The organism is Mesorhizobium norvegicum (genome assembly GCF_004919685.1).
GTDB lineage: Bacteria > Pseudomonadota > Alphaproteobacteria > Rhizobiales > Rhizobiaceae > Mesorhizobium > Mesorhizobium norvegicum.
In genome coordinates this window covers 41,692-59,595 of record NZ_SMYZ01000063.1, presented here as the reverse complement: position 1 = coordinate 59,595, position 17,904 = coordinate 41,692, and the positions used below count along the sequence as shown (strand labels likewise).

Below are 17,904 nucleotides of genomic sequence, written 5' to 3'. Positions count from 1 at the left end.
GCTTCGCTCCTGCTTCGCCCAGGGATGACGAAGTTGGGGAGGCTTCGGTCTCAATCCCGAACCTACAGCGCTACCGGCTCACGCCTTGTCTCCCGCCTTCGGCCAGTAGGTGCCGAAGGACCAGACATTGCCTTCCGGGTCGCGGCAGATGAACTCGCGGCTGCCATAGTCGCGGTTGGTCAATTCCTGGATGATCGTGGCGCCGGCCTTCCTGGCCTTGGCATAGGCGGCATCGGCATCATCGACGGCAATGTAGATCGACTTGCCGCCGCCTGAGCCGGGTTCGCCGACCATCTTGCCGTAGTCGTCGTCGCGCACCGTGCCCAGCATGATCATAGAGGAGCCGAAGACCAGTTCGGCATGGTGCACGACATCGCCTTCGCCATAGCGGGCCCGGACGCTGAAGCCGAAAGCCTCGCCCAGCCAGTCGATCATTTTTGCCGCGTTCTTGTAGCGTAGGGCGGGGTACAGGCGGGGCGCTTCGTTGCTGGTGGTCATGTCGATCTCCTTCAGTTGGGGTTCGTCGATGCCCCACTCTGGTCGAAGGCCGCTCCAGCGTCTTGAAGAAATGTTACCTGACAGAGAGTGCGGTCGGCGTCTCGCCGGCAAGGTCGCGGAATTCGCGCACCAGATGCGCCTGGTCGGCGTAGCCGCAATCGGCGGCGATATCCGCCCAGTCGACGGTTTGCTGCCTCGACAGGCCGAGCGCCCGGTTGAAGCGGACGATGCGCGACAGTGTCTTGGGGCCGATGCCGATGGCGTTGGAAAAACTGCTGGCGAGATGTTTGCGGCTCCAGCCCAGTCTTTCGGCGATCGATGCAATGCGGGTCCGGCCGCCGGATGTGATGATGCGGTCATAGGCCCAGGCGATTTCGAGCGGCGTTTCCGCGGCATTCTCGAGACGGGCGGTGACGAAGGCTTCGGCCATGTCGAAACGCGCCGCCCAGTCCGGCGCGTTGCCGAGCCGTTCACGCAGCGCCAGGCCTTGCGCGCCAAGCACGTCATCGAGGACGACCATGCTGTCGGCCAGTTCGCTCATCGGCAGGCAGAAGAAACGGCGTGCGCCAAGGGGCGTGAAGTTGACCTGGACGCAGCAGGCGCCGCCGAAGGATTCGATCACCACCGGTCCGGCATAGAGGCCTGCGGCGAAACTGGCGAAGCGGTCATTGTCACCAGGCGCCTTGCCGAGGCCGATGGCGAAGGGTTCGGCAAAGCTGATGACCAGCGGTACGGTGAGCGACGCATATTCGACGGTGCGGAGATGGCCGGCCGCCATTTCGCGATAGCCGCAAATGTCCGACACAATGCCCTGAAGTCGAGGGTTGGGTAGCCGCCGGCGCATCTCGAACCGCCCGGCGACGGATCGGTCCTGCTCTGGCTGGGGTTGCATCTCGACTGGCATCGACCATCCTTGCGCCAAGTCAAATCTAGCAGACCCGGGACCGGAATCAAAAGCGCCCGGCTTTTGGCCGGGCGCTCCTCGTCCCCACTTCAAGGGAAATGGTCAGGCGCCGCGCATCAGGCAGCCGCCGGCAAGCACGATGAAAGCAATAAGAACAATCCACACCGATGCGAGTGGAATGAACGCAAGAACGCCAAGCGCGGCGAGAACGCCGATGATGGCGATAACAACGGAGATGATAAAAACGATCTGGGTAGGTGCGCTAAGATTCATGTGTGGCTCCTCCAACATGATTCGAACAGCGGCATTCTATCAGGGCGCGTGATCACACACCAATCAAGGCCCGCAGCGGGTTCGCAGGGTCGGCCAGCAGCTTCACGGCAAGCGCCAGGCAGACGATCACCAGCAGCGGCTTGATCAGTTTTGCGCCGATGCGCATGGCCAGGCTGGCGCCGACTCGGGCGCCGAGGAACTGGGCAACGCCCATCATCAGGCCGATCTTCCAGTAGACGACGCCGAAGGCCGCGAAGACGATGAAGCCGCCGATGTTGGAGGCGAAGTTGAGCAGCTTGGTATGCGCCGTCGCCTTGAGCACGCCGTAGCCGGCAAGTGCCACGAAAGCCAGCATGTAGAAGGAGCCTGCACCTGGCCCAAACAGGCCATCGTAGAAGCCGATGGCGGGCACCAGGGTCAGTCCGAACAGGAACGGCGACAGGCGCTCGGCGCGATCGACATCGTTCATGTTGGGTTTGAACGCGAAGTAGAGCGCGATGGCGATCAGCACGATGGGCAGGGCAGCCCGCAGAATGTCACCCGGCACGATCGTCGCCAGCAAGGCGCCGACGGCGCTTCCGACCAGGGCCAGAAGCGCCGACGGCAATTGCCGACGCAGGTCGACATGACCCTTCGATGCGTAGTGGATGGTCGCCGAGCCCGAGCCGAACATGCCTTGCAATTTGTTGGTGGCGAGCGCCTGGACCGGCGTGAAGCCGGCAAGCAGCAGCGCCGGCACCGTGATCAGCCCGCCGCCGCCGGCGATCGAATCGACAAAGCCCGCGGCAAAGGCGGCGAAAGCGAGCATGGCGACGGTCTGGATGCTAAGGTCGATCATCTGATGTATTGAGGGGTCCGGCCGGCTGAGATAACGGGCGTTCGACCACGAGCGCCCTGTTTGCGCAAGATCGATTCCGCGCTACCTCTATACAAGCGCATCGCGCTTGGATTTGTGTTTGTGTGTAGTTAACCCGGAAAGAGGCTCCTGATGGCATTCGCACTGCTGGACCAGATACGTCAGATCTTCGACGGCGACCCGGGCGTGCGCAAGGTGGCGGACGATCCGGTCCTGTCGGCGGAATTGCTGATGCTGTTTCGCATGATCCTGGCCGACGGCTCGGTCAGCGAGAGCGAAATGGTTGCCTTCCGGCGCATCTGCAAGGACGCCTTCGGCATTGCCGAAACCAGCATCGACAGCGTCATCGAATACCTCAACGAGTTCGGCTACGAGACCAATGGCTCGCAGGCCATCGCGCTGTTCCGCGATCTCGACATCGAACGGCGCAGGCAATTGGCCCAGCATATGGCGGAGATCGCCAAGGCGGATTCGCAACTGGCCGAAAGCGAGGTGCGCCTGCTCCGCCGCACGCTCGACCTGCTCGACATCAGCCCGGTCGATGTGGTGTAGCCGGAAGGCTGAGGCGTTGCTTGTGCAACGGTTCGCGGGCACCGGGAGGGAGCGTTTGGATGGCCTTTGCCGATAGCTATCTGGGACAATTGCGAGCGTTGATCGGAAACCGTCTGGTGCTGATGCCGGGCGCTCGCATCGTCATCGAACGCGCCGACGGCAGCATCCTTTTGCAGAGACGGACTGATTTTGATTTGTGGGGCCTGCCTGGCGGCAATGCCGAGGAAGGCGAGGGCCTGGAAGCGGTGGTGATCCGGGAGGTGCTTGAGGAAACCGGGTTGATCGTCGGCAACGTCGAATCATTCGGGTTCGGCTGCGACCCGCGCTATGAAACCTTCCAGTTTCCGAATGGCGATCGCGCCCAGTTCTTCACTTTGATGTTCTACACGCGTTCCTTTGAAGGCGAGCCGGCCGTCACCGATGACGAGAGCAGTGCTGTCGGCTGGTTCGCGCCCGGCAGCTTGCCCGAAATGCTGCCCAACATGGCGCGCAGCATCGAGGCCTATCTCCGGTTCAAGGCCACCGGAAAATTCCAGATGATCTGAGAGGTTAACCTTGCTCCTGCATCCGGCGAGCGATCGCCCGGTGCAGATCAGGGGCGGCGGTGACAAGTGCCTTGGCCGCCTCCGACTGCGGGTGGTCGAGCACCTCGTTTGTCTTGCCGCGCTCGACGATCTTGCCGTCATGCATGACCAGCACCTCATCCGTGATGGCGCGGGCGACGGTCAGGTCGTGGGTGATGAAGAGGTAGGCGATGCCGAGCTTCTGGTTGAGCTCTGCGAACAAATCGAGGATCTGGGCACGGATCGAGACATCGAGCGCCGAGACCGGCTCGTCGGCGACGACCAGCTTGGGGCGCGTGATGATGGCGCGGGCGATCGACAGGCGCTGACGCTGGCCGCCTGAAAATTCGTGCGGGTATTTGTCCATGTCGCGCTGGTCGAGGCCGACTTCGTGCAGCGCATGCGCCACCATCTCGTGGCGCTCGGCTCGCGTCGGCTTTTTCTCCAGCACATGCAGGGGTTCGGCGACCAGTTTTTCAACCTTCTGGCGCGGGTCGAAGGATCCGTAGGGATCTTGAAAAACGACCTGCATGTCACGTCGCGCCGGCTTCAGCTCGGCTTGGCTCTTGCCGGTGATGGTCTCGCCGCGAAACGAGATCGTGCCCGACGTCGGTCGATCTAGCGCCAGGATCATGCGGGCGAGCGTTGACTTGCCGCAGCCGGAGCGGCCGACCAGCGCCACTGATCGGCCCGGCGCTATTGACAGCGAGACGTCGTCGACAGCGCGGATACCAGGTGCGCGCTTGAACAGCGAGGGGCGTCGGCCGGGATAGTCGCGCGTCACGCCCTCGACCTGGAGCAAAGGTCGGCCCGTCTCGTTGCCATGCAGCCTGGCGCGCGCCGGCACATGCATCGACGCCTGTGCCAGCTGGCGCGTGTAGGGGTGGAACTGTTCGGACAGCGTGCGCGCCGTGTCGCCGGCTTCCATCACCTCGCCGTGGCGCAGGATGGTGATGCGGTCGGCCATCTCGGTCACCACCGCGAGGTCATGCGAGATCAGGAGCAGGCCCATGCGGCTTTCGGCGACGAGGTCGCGCAAGAGGTCGAGGATCTGTGCCTGCAGCACCACATCGAGCGCCGTCGTCGGTTCGTCGGCGATCAGCAGCTTCGGCTTCAGCGCGCAGGCGATGGCGATGACGACGCGCTGGCGCTGGCCGCCGGACAGTTCGTGCGGATAGCGCGACATCGGGAATTTCGCTTCGGGCAGTCCGACGCGGTCGAGCATTTTTCGCGCCCGGTCTTCGGCTTCGGCGCGGCTGGCCTTGGTGTGCCAGCGTATGCCTTCGGCAACCTGTTCGCCGATGGTCTTGACCGGATTGAGCGCCGTCATCGGCTCCTGGAACACCATGCCGATGTCGTCGCCGCGCAGCGCGCACATCTGGTCCTCGGTTGCTGCCAGGATGTCGATGCCGTCGAATGTGACGCGTCCGGTGGCGCGCGCCGCATGGGGCAGAAGCTGCATCACCGTCAGCGCGGTCATCGACTTGCCGGAACCGGATTCGCCGACCAGCCCCATCACCTCGCCGGGCGCGACGGAAAGCTCAATATCCTTGAGGATCGGCGTGTCGCCGATGGTCAGCGACAGGTTCTCGATGTCGAGCAGGCTCATCGCTGCCGCCGCGATTTCGGATCGAGGATGTCGGCGATGCCGTCGCCCAGGAGGTTCAGCCCCAGCACGGCGACAACGATCGCCATGCCGGGAAAGATCGCCATCCATGGCGCCACCACCATGCGGGTCTGCGCGTCGAACAGCATGCGGCCCCAACTCGGCATTGGCGGCTGGGCGCCCAGGCCCAGATAGGAAAGCCCGGCCTCGGCCAGGATGCCCAGCGCGAACTGGATGGTGCCTTGCACCAGGAGCAGCGTGGCGATGTTGGGCAGCACATGTTCGATTGATATCTGGGTGCTGCTTTTGCCGGCGGCGCGCGCGGCTAGAATGAACTCGCGCGGCCAGATCGCCAGCGCGCCGGCGCGGGCGACACGCGCAAAAACCGGGATGTTGAAGATGCCGATGGCGATGATGGCATTCACCGCCCCCGGCCCGAAGATGGCGGTGATCATGATCGCCGACAGCAAAGCGGGGAAGGCGAAGACGAGGTCGTTCAGCCGCATCAGCGCCTCGTCGACGAGGCCGCCGCGTGCCGCGGCAAAGGCGCCGAGCGGCACGCCGACCCCCATGCCGATGCCGACCGCGACCAGCGCAACGGCAATCGAATTGCGGGCGCCGACCATGACCATCGACAGGATGTCACGGCCGAAATGGTCGGTACCGAACCAGTGCGCCAGCGAGGGTGCCTGCGTCTTGTCCGATATCACCAGTTTCGTGACGTCGTAGGGCGTCCACGCATAAGAGACGATCGCCATTGCCAGGATCAGCAAGGTGATGACGAAACCGGCAACGAAGGCGGTGTTCCTGAATGCCTTGGCCAGGATGCTACTGAGCGTCTCTTCGGGGATGTCTATGTGCAGTGTCATTGCCGGCTTCTCAGGCGCGGATCGACGACCGCATAGGAAAGGTCGACGAGGAGGTTGACGGCGATGACGGCGGCGACCAGCAGCATGACGACGCTTTCGACAACGATCAGGTCGCGCTGGGTGATCGCCTGGAACACCAGCCGGCCGAGGCCGGGCAGATAAAAGACATTCTCGATGATGATGGTGCCGGCAAGCAGGAAGGCGAACTGCAGGCCCAGAATGGTCAGTACCGGGATCATGGCGTTGCGCAGGGCATGCCGCCACAAGACAGTGCGATAGGGCAGGCCTTTGGCGCGGGCAGTGCGGATATAGTCTTCGTTCAGCACCTCGATCAGCGCCGAGCGGGTGACGCGCGCCAGGATCGCGGCTTGCGGCAAGGCAAGCGCCACTGCCGGCAAGAGCAGCGATTTCAGCGCAGGCCCGATGCCGGCACTCCAGCCGGGAAAGCCGCCGGCAGGCACCAGCCGCAGCCAGACGGCGAAGACATAGATCAGCATCAGCGCGAACCAGAAATTGGGCACGGCGACGCCAAGCTGTGCGGCGCCCATGGAAATCGTGTCGCCGGCCCGTCCACGCCGGCTGGCGGAAAACAGGCCGACCGGAATCGCGATGATGGTGGAGAGCGCTAGCGCAATCAGCGCCAGCGGCAGCGAGACGGCAAGCCGCTCGCGCACCAGGTCGATGACCGGCACCGAATAGGTGTAGGAGCGGCCGAAATCGAGGCTGAGCAGGCCGCCCGCCCAGTGCAGATAGCGCCAAGCCAGCGGCGCGTTGAGGCCCATCTGGTTGCGCAAGAGTTCGACCTGATCGGCACTGGCGTTCATACCCAGCATCAGCCGCGCCGGATCGCCGGGCAGTATCTCCAGGACGGCGAACACCACCATGGAAGCCAGCAACAGCGTGGCGAGCGCAATGGCGAGGCGCTTGAGGAGGTAGGCGGTCATCGGGATGAAAGAGCCGCTGCGTTGTCTGTCTCAAGAATCGGGCGAGCGTATCGTTCTACGGCGCCCCCCTCTGTCCTGCCGGACATCTCCCCCTCAAGGGGGGAGATTGGCAGTTTCAGCGCCGGCGGCACAAATACAGCGCTGATGATTGGCGAAAGCAGCGGCGAGAGCAAAATCTCCCCCCTTGAGGGGGAGATGCCCGGCAGGGCAGAGGGGGGTGTGACGGAGCGCAAGTTCCGCCAGGCAGCCTGAGTCTTCAATCCGACCACTTCACCTTGGTCAGGTCATTGGCTTGGATCGGAGCGTTTTCCCAGAGCCCTTGCAGCTTGGCGTCCCAGACGCCGACCTTGGGCAGTTCATAGAGGAAGCCGACCACGGCATCGTCCGCCAGGATCTTCTGCGCCTGCCCCAGCAATTCCTTGCGCTTGGCTTCGTCGGAGGTGACACCGAGATCGGCGATCACCTTGTCGAAGGCCGGGTTGTCGTAGTTGAAGTAATAATCCTTGCGCGAATAGATATCGATGTCGTTGGGTTCGGTGTGGGAGACGATGGTCAGGTCGTAATCCTTCTTGGTGAACACCTGATCCAGCCACTGTGCCCATTCGACCGGAATGATTTCCAGATCGATGCCGACGTCGCGAAGTTGCGAGGCGATGATTTCGCCGCCCAGCCTGGCATAGCCGGGCGGCGGCAGTTTCAGCGTCGCCTTGAAGCCTTTCTCCAGCCCTGCTTCCTTCAGCAATTCCTTGGCCTTGGCGACATCATGCGGATAGCGGCCGGTGAGGTCGACATAGTCCTTGTTGGCCGGTGACATGTGCGAGCCGATCGGCTGGCCAAGGCCGGCCGAAGCGCCGTCGATGATCGCCTTGCGGTCGAGTGCGTAGGAGATCGCCTGTCTCACCTGCAGCTTGTCGAAGGGTGGCTTCTTGTTGTTGATTGACAGGATGGTCTCGCCCTCGGTCGAGCCGATCACCACCTTGAAGCGCGGGTCGTCCTTGACCTGCGCGACGCTGTCGGGATCAAAGAAGGGAAAGGCCTGGATGTCGCCGGAGAGCAGCGCCGGCACGGCGGCCGCGGCATCCGGAACGATGCGGAATTCGGCCTTGTCGAGAGACGCAGGTGTGCCCCAGTAAGTGTCCGATTTGACCAGGGTGATCGACGATCCCTTGGCCCAGCTCTGGAATTTGAACGGGCCGGTGCCGATCGGTTTCTCCTTGTTGGTCTCGGCCGATTCAGGCGCCACGATCACCGCGTCGCCCCAGCCCATATTGTAGAGGAAGGACCCTTGCGGGTTCTTCAGCGTCACCTTGACCGTTGCCGGGTCGACAACGTCGACCTTGTCGATGGCGGCGAACAGGCCCTTCTGCGCATTGACCGAATTGTCGGCGCGGGCGCGATCGAGCGAGAATTTCACGTCGTCCGCGTTGAAATCGGTGCTGTCGTGGAATTTCACGCCGGTGTGCAGCTTGAAAGTGTAGACCTTGCCGTCATCGGAAATGGTCCAGCTTTCGGCTAGATCCGGCAGCACCTCGCCATTCGGCCCGATGCGCGTCAGGCCCTCGAACACATTGGCGTAGAGAACCTCGTCGATCGCCGCGGCGGCACCGGCGGTCGGATCGAGATGGGGCGGTTCGAGGGGAATGCCGATGACTAGGTCGGTTCGCGCGGCAAACGCGGAGGTGCTGGCGGCCAGTGACAGCATTGCAGCGGCCAGGATGGTTTTCCACAATTTCATCGTGCAACTCCCCATGCGTTTCAGACACGTGCTCAAACCCGGGCGATAGAAGCGTGATTTCGCCGCGGAGTAAATTGCGTTTCGTTCTGCCCGTTGGCGTGGCCGGGAATGTTTTTGTCCTGGCGGCCTCATCAGCAGGTCGAAGCTTGTCGCCGTGCGCGCCTTATCCCGCGGCCGTGCCGCGCAGCAGCACGTTGAGCCCGATCGCCATCACCTTTGCCGATTCCACCATGTCCGATATCCCGACCCATTCGTCCGGCCGGTGGGCAAGGTCGAGAATGCCAGGCCCATAGGCGATGCAATCATAGATATGGCCGATGCGGGCAATGTGCTTCTGGTCGTAGGTGCCCGGCGAAATGACGTAGTCGGGTTCGCGGTCGAAGATCGCCATGATGCCTTGCGCAACCGCCTTGACCACCGGCGCGTCGCGCTCGGTCATCAGTGGCAGGACCTCCATCAGGTCACGGATTTCATAGTCGAATTTGTTCCGCTCGCGCTTCAACCGGTCGAGAATGCCGGTCACTTCACCTTTGACGGTGTCGAGATCTTCCTCGAGCAGGAAACGGCGGTCGATGGTCAGCCGGCAGGAATCGGGCACGTTGGGCGAGGGCAGGCCGGGCCGGAAATCCTCGGTCTGGCCGCCATGGATCGAATTGATGTTCATGGTCGAGCGTTTTGCTCCTTCGGGCACGACCGGCATGCGCGTCATCTTGCGATCGAGTGCGGGGAACAGTTCGTCCTCGAATGCCCTGAGCACGGCGCCCATGTGGCGTACCGCATTGTCGCCGAGAAACGGCATCGAGCCGTGCGCGATCTCGCCCTTGGTCTCGATCTCCGCCCACCAGACGCCACGATGACCGAGGCAGATGCGGTCCTTGTTCAGCGGCTCGGGAATGATGACGTGGTCGACCCTGGGTTTTGAGAAGTAGCCGAGCCTGGCCAGATGGGCGACGCCGCCGAAGCCGCCGGACTCCTCGTCGACGGTGCCGGATATTTCGATGGCGCCGGGAAAGTCGGGAAACACTTCCAGGAAGGCTTCGGCGGCGATGATCGAGGCGGCAAGACCGCCCTTCATGTCGCAGGCGCCGCGGCCATAGACCTTGCCGTCCCTGACGATGCCGGCAAAGGGATCGACGGTCCAGCCGTCGCCGGCTTCGACCACGTCGATATGCGAGTTGAAGTGGACACAGGCGCCTGATGACCTGCCGTCGAAACGGGCAACGACATTGACGCGCGGGTAGCGGTCGGTGTCGCCGGGCGTGCCTTCGGCGCGGATGAATTCGGTCTCGAAACCGCTCTTCCTCAGCCGCGCGCCGAGATATTCGGCGCATGGCCGGTAGGCCTCGCCGGGTGGATTGACAGTCGGAAAACGGATCAGCTCGGCGGTCAGCGCGACGACATCGTCGCGCCTGTCATCGATTGCCTGGAGGAGTCGCTCGTTCATGCACGGAGTTGAGCAGCGATCGACTTGGTTTTGCAAGCCCGCTGGTGATCAGGCCCGTGCGGCGTGTCGTTGCGGCAACTATCGCGGGAAATCGTTCAAATTCGCTGCTTTGGATTGGCGAATTGGTCAAGGAGTGTGTGTTACCTCATTCACCTGCCATTAAAAAGATGAAAAACAACGTGATGGCAGGCAAGTAAGGGGCAATCAAAGGGGTTTGATCACATGAAAAAGACAGTTCTCATGGCAGCGGTGTTTGTCGCGATGCTGTTCGGTGCTTCGGGGCAGGGCTGGGCAGCCAGCCTCGTTGCAAACATAGACGTGTCGTCGCAGACGATGACGGTAAGATATGGCCTGTCGGTTTACCGGTGGAGTGTCTCCACGGCCCGCAGCGGCTATTACACGCCGCGCGGCACCTATCGGCCGCAGCGCACGGCCCGGATGTGGTATTCGCGCAAATACGACATGTCGCCGATGCCCTATTCCGTGTTCTTCCATGGCGGCTATGCCATCCACGGAACCGGCGCCGTCAGGCAGCTCGGCCGCCCGGCATCGCATGGCTGCGTGCGGCTGCACACCGCCAATGCCGCAGCGTTTTATTCGATGGTGCGGGAAGTGGGGTTCGGCAACACGCGGATTGTCGTCACCAACTGACGCGATTCCGGTTCGCCGATGCTGGCGTCATCTGCTGGTGCGGGACCAACGTCCTCGCCAGCGGCTAGCCTTGAGTGTTTGCAGCCGGAGCGAGCTTCGGTCGGACCCTTCTCCGCCCGCCGCCGATCTCCCACCTTTTGTGGAACCACATCCACTGGCCGGGATCTTCGCGTACCCAGCGTTCGACCACGTCGTTGAGACGCTGGGTGGTGGCGTGGACATCGACGCTGCCGTCAGTGGTGCGCGGCAATGTCAACTTGTCCTCGATCTCGAGCCGGAAGCGATTGCCTGGCAGCCTGACGCAGCGCGCCGGATAAACGTCGCAGTCGTAGTGACGGGCAAGGGTGGCCAGCACCCGATTGCTCTGGCAGGGACGGCCGAAGAATGTCGTATCCAGTCCATTGGAGAATTTCTGGTCGACAAGGATGCCGATGTTGCCGCCATTTTCCAGAACCCCTGCCAGCGCGAATGAGGCGCCGGCCATCGATGGCAGCAATGAGCCCATGGTCGAGCGGCGCGTCGACAGGATGTAGTCGGCGAGATAGGGATTGTTGGGCGGGCGAAACAGCGCCGTGATGTTCATGCCGAAGGTCGCCGCCGCCACCGGCAAGAGTTCGAAATTGCCGAGATGGCCGGTGAAGACAATATGCGGCTTCTGTTCGCCTGCGATCTCGACGAAATGCTCTATTCCCTTGACCTCGACGCGGCCTGGCTTGCTGGCCGCGGGATCGTAGTCGAACAGGGCGTCGAGAAAGATGTATTCGGCGGCAAGGCGGGCCATGTTGCCCCACATGTCAGAGGCGATCGCCTGGATTTCGCTTTCGCCCTTTTCGGGATAGGCCTTGCGCAGATTGTCGACGGCGACCTGATGGCGCCCCACCCACGGGCCAACGCGGCGCGCGACGCGATCGGCGAAGTTCAGCGCACTGTCGGCCGGCAACAGACGCAGAACCGAGATGATCATCATCGCCGCGCGCGCCACCAGCCAGTAATTGAGCTGGCGCAGCTGCCTGCCGTAACGAAATTTGAGGTCCCGGCGGAACTTCTTGAACACAGAGGTCAAGGCTCTAGCCGACGCGCAAGATGATCTTGCCGAAAACGTCGCGGCCTTCCATGCGCTTCAGCGCGGCATCGATACCGTCGAAGTCGACTTCGGTGTCGATGACAGGTGAGACCTGTCCCGCCGCCATTTTCTGCATGGCGTTGGCCATGTTCTCCATGCGGCAGCCGAAGGAACCGAGCAGTTTCAGTTGCTGCTGGAACAGCTGCATCAGGTTGATCTGCGTCGACACGCCGGAAGTCGAACCGCAGGTCACCAGGCGGCCGCCACGCTTCAGGCACAGCATCGAGGCGGCAAAAGTGTCGGCGCCGACATGTTCGAAGACGACATCGACGCCCTTCTTCTTGGTCAGCTTGCGCACGACGCCCTCGAAACGGTCGTCGCGATAGTTGATGACATGGTCGGCGCCGAGCGCCTTGGCCTTGTCGATCTTGTCGTTGGAGCCGACGGTGGTGATGATGGTGCAGCCCATCCGCTTGGCCAGCTGGATGGCCGCCGAGCCGATGCCGGATCCGCCGGCATGGATGAGGATGGTCTCGCCGGGCTGCAGCCTGGCGTTGTCGAACAGCATGTGCTCGACCGTGCCGAAGGTGACGGGCGCCACCGCCGCACCGATGTCGGTCACGCCGGGTGGGGCAGGGACCAGCAGGCGGGCCGGCAGGTTGATCTTTTCCTGCGCGAAGCCGTCGAGATGGAAGCCGTGAACGCCCGAAACATGTTCGCAGAGATTGTCGCGGCCTTCGCGGCAGGCGCGGCAAAGGCCGCAGGTGCGCGCGCCGTAGATCGACACCAATTGTCCGGGCAGGAGGCTGGAAACGCCGGGGCCGACCGCCTCGACCTCGCCGGAGGCTTCGGCGCCGACGACCAGCGGCAGCTTGCGCTTGGCGAAAGCCATGCCGCGCCAGCCCCATACGTCGATGTGGTTCAGCGCCACTGCCTTGATGCGCAGCGTGACTTCGCCGAGTGCCGGCGGTGGGGGAGGCGGCAGGTCCACCGTCTCAAGACGGCGGTCCTCTATAAGTTGCAATGCGCGCATGGGGCCTGTCGGTTCAGTCTGGCTGAAAAAGGTCGCTTAGACCGGTTCCCGCGCCATGACAAGGCAAGTGTTCTGGCCGCCGAAGCCGAAGGAGTTCGACAGAACGGTGCGGACCTCGGCATTGCGCTTCTTGTTCGGCACCACGTCGAGCACGATCGCGGGGTCGGGATTGTCATAGTTGATGGTCGGCGGAATGACGCTTTCGCGCATCGTCATCAGCGAAAACGCCGCCTCGACCGCGCCTGCCGCCGACAGCGTGTGGCCAATCATCGACTTGTTCGACGAGACCGGCATCGAGCCGATCCGTTCGCCGAACACGGTCGACAGCGCCAGATGTTCCATCTTGTCGTTCTCCGGAGTCGACGTGCCGTGGGCGTTGACATAGTCGATCTCGTCTTCACTCAGGCCGGCATCGGCGAGGGCGGCGCGAACAGCGGCGATGGCCGGCGAAGCGTCCGGCTTCGAGCGGGTGCGGTGGAAGTCGTCGGCTTTCTCGCCGCAACCGCCCAGGACGCCGAGAATAGTCGCGCCGCGAGCCAATGCCGTCTCAAGCGATTCCAACACCAGCGCCCCGGATCCCTCGGCCAACACGAAGCCGTCGCGATCCCTGGAGAAGGGCTTCGATGCCTTTTCGGGAATGTCGTTGTGCGTGGAGAGCGCCGAAAGCAATGAGAAACGGATCAATGCCTCGGCGGTCGCCGAACCGTCCGCGCCGATCGATAGCGCGCGGTCGCATTCGCCGCGTCGGATCGCCTCGACACCGAGCTGGATCGCGGTGGCACCTGAAGCGCAAGCCGTCGACAGCGTGATCGGCAGACCACGCGTGCCAAGGCGGTCGGCAAGCCGGTCGGCGATCGAACCGAACTGGGTGGTCTCGAAAATATCCAGCTCTTTCAAGCTACGCGCGACCCGAAGCAGTCTTTCGGCGGCGGTGTCATCCTTGTCCTTGTCAGAGTTGTAGAGCGAGAAGCGCTCGGCCCAGTCGAGTTCGACCGGCGGCGATGCGAGGAAGAGCGGTCCGCCGAAATCGCTGGAATCAAGACCGGCTTCGGTCACCGCTTCGAGGCCGGCAAGCTCGGCTAGCTCATAGGTGAGTGGGCTGGCTCCTTTCGAACTCGACGGCAGGAAATCGACCATGCCGGAGATGCGGGTGTTCAGTTGATCGATGGGAAAGCGGGTGATCGGGTGAATACCCGACTTGCCCGAAGTCAGCGCCGCCCAATTGTCTGCCTTGCCGACGCCAAGCGAGGTCACCACGCCGATGCCGGTGACGGCGACGATCGGCCTGCCCATGTGATCGTTCAGATTGGCCATCGGTAGCCCTCGACCTTTTATCGTTACAGCATGGATCGTGGAAACACCGCCTCAGGCGGCATTGACCAGCGCCATGCCTTCGAATTGGTGATAGCCGATCGCCGTTGCAAGGACGGCTGCGGGAACGCCTTCGAACGGCGTCTCGGCTGCGGTATCAAAAACAGGATAGGCGGCCTTGCGGTCGACGGCGAGTGCCGCCAGCGCCACGGCGAAGGGAAACTGCGCTTCCTTCATGTGGCCGGTCAGCGTCGAGAAACCGCGCGCGGCGATCGCCGGATTGGCGTCGAGCGCTGCCTTTTCGGCTGATGTCGCCGCATGCGCCCCCGATGCGCCCGACAGGGCCAGCAATTTGCCGTTCGGCAATGCAGCCTGCTTGAGCAGTGCGGCGATCTCGGCGTCGAGTTCTCCCCGTGGCCGCCTGGCGCGGCCAGAGACGACCGGCCCAAGCTCGGCATAGATTTTCCGACCCCGGTCTGTCGCGTGTTCGCGCTGCTCCAGCACCAGGAAGGCGCCGCCGGATCCGGTCACAACGCCGCCGCCTTCAGCGCCCTGTCTTTGCCAGACCGGCTTCCACGGGCCGCGATGCAAATAGCCGGCAAGCTCATAGCCGAGCAGCATGTCGGAATGTTCGGTCTGGAAGGCACCGCCGACCAGGATGTGTGTCGACTGGCCCGAGCGGATGCGCGCGGCGGCCGTCTCGACGGCGGCGACGCCGGCACCTTCCTCGCCCATGAAGGTTCTGGACGAGCCGGTGACCTTGTGGACGATGGAGATGTTGCCGGCGAGCAGGTTGGACAGCTGGGCCAGGAACAGTGTCGGCCGTAATTCGGTGGTCAATTTCTCGTTGAGCAGCACATCGCGGTCATTGCGGCTTTCCGAAGCGGCGAGAATGGCGGCATCGACCGCCTCGTCGCGCTCGCCACCGCCTGCGGCCACAACCATGTCCATGGTCGCGCAGAGTTCGTCATTGCCCTTGATGCCGGCGTCGTCCAGTGCAAGGCCGGCAGCGTAGGTGCCGAGCCTCTGCCAGGTTTCCATCTGGCGCTGATCGCCGCGCTTGGCGATCTGCAGGTTCCAGTCGATCTCAGGCAATGGATGGACGGTATAGGGTGCAAAGCGCGCCGCTTCGAGCACCGGCTGTAGGCCCGGCTGCGCGAGCTTCTGCCAATGGGCGTCCGGACCTTCCCCCAGCGAGGAGACAAGGCCGATACCAGTGATGACGACGTCGCGGGGGCTGCTCATGGGCGGCTTTGTGGGTCAGGCGGCAGAGCGCGTCAAGATCGCGCGCTCAACTGACGTCAGGCGGTCTTGGCGGCGACCAGTGCGTCGATCTTGGCGCACAGGTTCTTCATGACGAAGTAATCGTCGGTCGAAGCCTTGCCGTCATTGACCTCCTGGGTCCACTTTTCCAGCGGCACCTTGATGCCGAATTCCTTGTCGATGGCGAAGACGATGTCGAGGAAATCGAGGCTGTCGATGCCGAGATCGTCGATCGTGTGGCTTTCGGGCGTGATGGTGTCGATATCGATCTCGCTGGTGTCGGCAATGATCTTGGCGACTTTGTCGAACGTGGTGGACAAGGGCTTTTCCTTCGGTTGCGGGCGGAATCTGTCCGCATCTTGTTTGGGCGCTGTCTAATCGGTTTTTCCCGGCAGGAAAAGGCCTGATACGCCGGGCGCAGATGGGTAGGGTGCCTAGGAAACGCAAGAAGGGCCGCCGGTCGACCCGGCGGCCCTTCCGTTAACGTTACGTCAGCCTTTGTTTCGATGCATGTCGTTTTTCCAAAACCGGAACCACTTTTGGGCGACATGCATCAGCTGTCGCGGAGCTTGACCAGGTCGTTCAGCAGTCCGCCCGTTCCGTTGTGGACGGTCAGCCGCTCGACCTTGCCGGCGATGGTTTCCAGAGCCTCGAGCTCCTTCAACCGCAGCATCACCGGGTTTTCCGCCATCACCCTGGCCGTGTTGAGCAGCGAACGCGTGGCGTTCGTCTCCTCGCGGCGGCGGATGATGTTGGCCTCGGCCTGCTTTTCGGCCGACACCACCTGGTTGAGGATCTCGCGCATCTCGCCCGGCAGGATGACATCCTTGAGGGCGATATCGCTGACCTCCACTCCGATCTCGGCCATGTCGGCGCGGACCTTGGCTGCCGCTTCCTCGTCGATCGTCACCTTCTTTTCGAGGATCTGATCGAGTGTCAGCGCGCCAAGCGTCTTGCGGAAGGCATACTGCAGGGCGCGGTAGAGGGCTTCGGAGAAGTCCTTCACCATGCTCACCGCCTTGACCGGATCGACGACCCGGTATTCGGCAGCGATGTTGACGCGGATCGTCACGCGATCCTTGGTCAGCACTTCCTGCCCGGCAACGTCGAGCGACTGGCGCTTGAGGTCGACGACCTTGATCTGCACCATGCGTCCGACGTTCCAGAAGCCATGCACGCCCGCCGTCAGCGTCCTGACCAGGACACCGTCGATGAAGAGCAGTCCGGCCTGACCATCGACGACCGGATGGACGGACATCAATTCCGCCTTCCGGGCCTGGCCGAGCCGGCGCATGACCGCCGCATCGATGGCGAGATCGACTGATGTGTCGATCAGCGCGACCTTCCACGGACCGGCATCCGTCCACAGCACGAGCTTGCGATCCGGCGCCAGCACGGCGTGCAAATTGCCGTCACGCTCGATGACGGCAACCTCCGTGCGCCCGGTGCGAACGACGGTGAAATGACGCGCGGCCACATCCGGGAGCTTGTCGAACAACGCCTTCTCGTATGCCGAAACGAATTCCGGGTTCTTCAGATCGTGCCGGGACACTTCAAGGCTGCCGCGCCGGTTGGCGAGCGCGTGCTCGCCCGGCAGCAGGACAGCCTTGATCTCCCCCTTGTGGAGGGTGAGGGCACGTTCGTTTTCCCTTACGAGGACGCGCTCGCGCCCAAGAACCTTGTCGAGAATAGTCATTGTCTCACTCCTGTCGGGCATGGCCCCATGCGAGGCGTCAAGTCATGCGTCGATCTTCCTTTTCGTTTCTCGTTTCACATCGTCGTCTTGCATCATGGTCCGGGCACGAATGATCCGGGGACTGGTGGCACCAATCCGTGGCGGGCCTGCGGGAGCGGATCGTGGGGCAGTGAAGCGGGCGCCGGAGGCCGAAGCTTCCTTTGCCGGCGACGTTGCGCCTTGATCGTCACCGCGGGCCTGGCCGCGAGCCGATGGCGTCAGACTGTTGGGATGATCCGCACCCGAAGGCTTGGGCCGTCCGTCCAGTCTTTCGCATTCCAGTCCCCGGACCGTTTTTCGGATGGCTTGGAGGCCAATGGAGAAGGAATCGAACCTTCGACAGTCAGATTAACAATCTGATGCTCTAACCAAACTGAGCTATCCGTGGTGCAGATGAAGGGACTCGAACCCACAACCTCCGGATAAAATCCGGCGCTCTCCCAGTTGAGCTACATCCGCGATCCCAATCCCCGAAGCGGCGCCGTATACAGGGCGGCAAAGCCGCCTGCACGGGCGGAGACGAAAGCTCCAACCGCTGTGCTCACTTCGGTTCTCGTGACCGGGAGCGCGCCTATAGCCCCTGCGACGGGTTGTCGCAAGCGGC

Annotated in this window: 18 protein-coding genes and 2 tRNA genes; 3 read left to right on the top strand and 17 right to left on the bottom strand. The window is 63.0% G+C overall.

Annotation, left to right across the window (positions count from 1 at the left end):
• Positions 1-78: 78 nt before the first annotated feature.
• From FCU66_RS25530 to FCU66_RS25515, 4 genes are all read right to left on the bottom strand, one after another.
• A complete protein-coding gene (locus FCU66_RS25530) occupies positions 79-498 on the bottom strand; it encodes a VOC family protein (protein WP_136620518.1) in 420 nt (139 codons plus the stop codon).
• A gap of 73 nt (positions 499-571) precedes the next feature.
• Entirely contained in the window at positions 572-1,402 is an 831-nt protein-coding gene (locus FCU66_RS25525) for a helix-turn-helix domain-containing protein (RefSeq protein WP_136620517.1), read from the bottom strand.
• A 102-nt stretch (positions 1,403-1,504) separates the two neighbouring features.
• Positions 1,505-1,675, bottom strand: coding sequence for a hypothetical protein (locus FCU66_RS25520; protein WP_023812274.1), 171 nt, complete (start codon positions 1,673-1,675; stop codon positions 1,505-1,507).
• A gap of 52 nt (positions 1,676-1,727) precedes the next feature.
• A complete protein-coding gene (locus FCU66_RS25515) occupies positions 1,728-2,513 on the bottom strand; it encodes a TSUP family transporter (RefSeq protein ID WP_136620516.1) in 786 nt (261 codons plus the stop codon).
• A gap of 150 nt (positions 2,514-2,663) precedes the next feature.
• Between FCU66_RS25515 and FCU66_RS25510 the strand changes: the two genes are divergently transcribed.
• Both FCU66_RS25510 and FCU66_RS25505 read left to right on the top strand, forming a co-directional pair.
• Positions 2,664-3,083 carry a TerB family tellurite resistance protein gene (locus FCU66_RS25510; RefSeq protein ID WP_136620515.1) on the top strand — a complete coding sequence of 140 codons (420 nt, stop codon included), beginning with the start codon at positions 2,664-2,666 and terminating at the stop codon, positions 3,081-3,083.
• Positions 3,084-3,142: 59 nt separating this feature from the next.
• The gene (locus tag FCU66_RS25505; protein WP_136620514.1) at positions 3,143-3,628 is read left to right on the top strand and encodes an NUDIX domain-containing protein; all 486 of its coding nucleotides are present in this window, start codon (positions 3,143-3,145) and stop codon (positions 3,626-3,628) included.
• 4 nt (positions 3,629-3,632) lie between these two features.
• Here the strand turns inward: FCU66_RS25505 and FCU66_RS25500 are convergent, their stop codons facing one another.
• The 5 genes from FCU66_RS25500 to FCU66_RS25475 all read right to left on the bottom strand — a co-directional run bounded on the left by FCU66_RS25500 (position 3,633) and on the right by FCU66_RS25475 (position 10,244).
• Entirely contained in the window at positions 3,633-5,255 is a 1,623-nt protein-coding gene (locus FCU66_RS25500; protein WP_136620513.1) for an ABC transporter ATP-binding protein, read from the bottom strand.
• Complete coding sequence (locus FCU66_RS25495) at positions 5,252-6,121, bottom strand: ABC transporter permease (protein ID WP_136620512.1); 870 nt, start codon at positions 6,119-6,121, stop codon at positions 5,252-5,254. The genes FCU66_RS25500 and FCU66_RS25495 overlap by 4 nt, the downstream gene beginning before the upstream one ends.
• The gene (locus FCU66_RS25490) at positions 6,118-7,065 is read right to left on the bottom strand and encodes an ABC transporter permease (RefSeq protein ID WP_136620511.1); all 948 of its coding nucleotides are present in this window, start codon (positions 7,063-7,065) and stop codon (positions 6,118-6,120) included. Before FCU66_RS25490 ends, FCU66_RS25495 begins: the two co-directional genes overlap by 4 nt.
• Before the next feature lie 256 nt (positions 7,066-7,321).
• Positions 7,322-8,800, bottom strand: coding sequence for an ABC transporter substrate-binding protein (locus FCU66_RS25480; RefSeq protein ID WP_136620510.1), 1,479 nt, complete (start codon positions 8,798-8,800; stop codon positions 7,322-7,324).
• A 163-nt stretch (positions 8,801-8,963) separates the two neighbouring features.
• Positions 8,964-10,244 carry an acetylornithine deacetylase/succinyl-diaminopimelate desuccinylase family protein gene (locus FCU66_RS25475; RefSeq protein WP_136620509.1) on the bottom strand — a complete coding sequence of 427 codons (1,281 nt, stop codon included), beginning with the start codon at positions 10,242-10,244 and terminating at the stop codon, positions 8,964-8,966.
• 222 nt (positions 10,245-10,466) lie between these two features.
• Between FCU66_RS25475 and FCU66_RS25470 the strand changes: the two genes are divergently transcribed.
• Positions 10,467-10,895: a L,D-transpeptidase gene (locus FCU66_RS25470; protein WP_136620508.1), complete on the top strand. Its 429-nt coding sequence runs from the start codon at positions 10,467-10,469 to the stop codon at positions 10,893-10,895.
• A 64-nt stretch (positions 10,896-10,959) separates the two neighbouring features.
• On the opposite strand, the gene FCU66_RS25465 is transcribed toward FCU66_RS25470, so the two are convergent.
• The 8 genes from FCU66_RS25465 to FCU66_RS25430 all read right to left on the bottom strand — a co-directional run bounded on the left by FCU66_RS25465 (position 10,960) and on the right by FCU66_RS25430 (position 17,759).
• Positions 10,960-11,949, bottom strand: a complete 990-nt coding sequence (locus FCU66_RS25465; RefSeq protein WP_168992051.1) for a lipid A biosynthesis lauroyl acyltransferase — start codon at positions 11,947-11,949, stop codon at positions 10,960-10,962.
• 13 nt (positions 11,950-11,962) lie between these two features.
• Positions 11,963-12,991, bottom strand: coding sequence for a zinc-binding dehydrogenase (locus FCU66_RS25460; protein WP_136620506.1), 1,029 nt, complete (start codon positions 12,989-12,991; stop codon positions 11,963-11,965).
• A gap of 36 nt (positions 12,992-13,027) precedes the next feature.
• The gene (locus FCU66_RS25455; protein WP_136620505.1) at positions 13,028-14,305 is read right to left on the bottom strand and encodes a beta-ketoacyl-ACP synthase; all 1,278 of its coding nucleotides are present in this window, start codon (positions 14,303-14,305) and stop codon (positions 13,028-13,030) included.
• A gap of 51 nt (positions 14,306-14,356) precedes the next feature.
• On the bottom strand, positions 14,357-15,547 hold the full coding sequence (locus FCU66_RS25450; RefSeq protein WP_136620504.1) for a beta-ketoacyl-ACP synthase: 1,191 nt from the start codon (positions 15,545-15,547) through the stop codon (positions 14,357-14,359).
• 56 nt (positions 15,548-15,603) lie between these two features.
• Positions 15,604-15,885 (bottom strand): acyl carrier protein, encoded by a 282-nt coding sequence (locus FCU66_RS25445; protein ID WP_010909964.1) that lies wholly within the window; start codon positions 15,883-15,885, stop codon positions 15,604-15,606.
• 233 nt (positions 15,886-16,118) lie between these two features.
• Positions 16,119-17,261 (bottom strand): slipin family protein, encoded by a 1,143-nt coding sequence (locus FCU66_RS25440; protein ID WP_168992046.1) that lies wholly within the window; start codon positions 17,259-17,261, stop codon positions 16,119-16,121.
• Positions 17,262-17,607: 346 nt separating this feature from the next.
• Positions 17,608-17,683, bottom strand: a tRNA-Asn gene (locus tag FCU66_RS25435).
• 2 nt (positions 17,684-17,685) lie between these two features.
• Positions 17,686-17,759, bottom strand: a tRNA-Lys gene (locus FCU66_RS25430).
• Positions 17,760-17,904: the final 145 nt, after the last annotated feature.

Excerpts from the sequence above, each read along its gene's own strand:
- FCU66_RS25530 (WP_136620518.1), bottom strand. The coding sequence starts at position 498 with ATGACCACCAGCAACGAAGCGCCCCGCCTGTACCCCGCCCTACGCTAC.
- FCU66_RS25525 (WP_136620517.1), bottom strand. The coding sequence starts at position 1,402 with ATGCCAGTCGAGATGCAACCCCAGCCAGAGCAGGACCGATCCGTCGCC.
- FCU66_RS25520 (WP_023812274.1), bottom strand. The coding sequence starts at position 1,675 with ATGAATCTTAGCGCACCTACCCAGATCGTTTTTATCATCTCCGTTGTT.
- FCU66_RS25515 (WP_136620516.1), bottom strand. The coding sequence starts at position 2,513 with ATGATCGACCTTAGCATCCAGACCGTCGCCATGCTCGCTTTCGCCGCC.
- FCU66_RS25510 (WP_136620515.1), top strand. The coding sequence starts at position 2,664 with ATGGCATTCGCACTGCTGGACCAGATACGTCAGATCTTCGACGGCGAC.
- FCU66_RS25505 (WP_136620514.1), top strand. The coding sequence starts at position 3,143 with ATGGCCTTTGCCGATAGCTATCTGGGACAATTGCGAGCGTTGATCGGA.
- FCU66_RS25500 (WP_136620513.1), bottom strand. The coding sequence starts at position 5,255 with ATGAGCCTGCTCGACATCGAGAACCTGTCGCTGACCATCGGCGACACG.
- FCU66_RS25495 (WP_136620512.1), bottom strand. The coding sequence starts at position 6,121 with ATGACACTGCACATAGACATCCCCGAAGAGACGCTCAGTAGCATCCTG.
- FCU66_RS25490 (WP_136620511.1), bottom strand. The coding sequence starts at position 7,065 with ATGACCGCCTACCTCCTCAAGCGCCTCGCCATTGCGCTCGCCACGCTG.
- FCU66_RS25480 (WP_136620510.1), bottom strand. The coding sequence starts at position 8,800 with ATGAAATTGTGGAAAACCATCCTGGCCGCTGCAATGCTGTCACTGGCC.
- FCU66_RS25475 (WP_136620509.1), bottom strand. The coding sequence starts at position 10,244 with ATGAACGAGCGACTCCTCCAGGCAATCGATGACAGGCGCGACGATGTC.
- FCU66_RS25470 (WP_136620508.1), top strand. The coding sequence starts at position 10,467 with ATGAAAAAGACAGTTCTCATGGCAGCGGTGTTTGTCGCGATGCTGTTC.
- FCU66_RS25460 (WP_136620506.1), bottom strand. The coding sequence starts at position 12,991 with ATGCGCGCATTGCAACTTATAGAGGACCGCCGTCTTGAGACGGTGGAC.
- FCU66_RS25455 (WP_136620505.1), bottom strand. The coding sequence starts at position 14,305 with ATGGCCAATCTGAACGATCACATGGGCAGGCCGATCGTCGCCGTCACC.
- FCU66_RS25450 (WP_136620504.1), bottom strand. The coding sequence starts at position 15,547 with ATGAGCAGCCCCCGCGACGTCGTCATCACTGGTATCGGCCTTGTCTCC.
- FCU66_RS25440 (WP_168992046.1), bottom strand. The coding sequence starts at position 17,261 with ATGACTATTCTCGACAAGGTTCTTGGGCGCGAGCGCGTCCTCGTAAGG.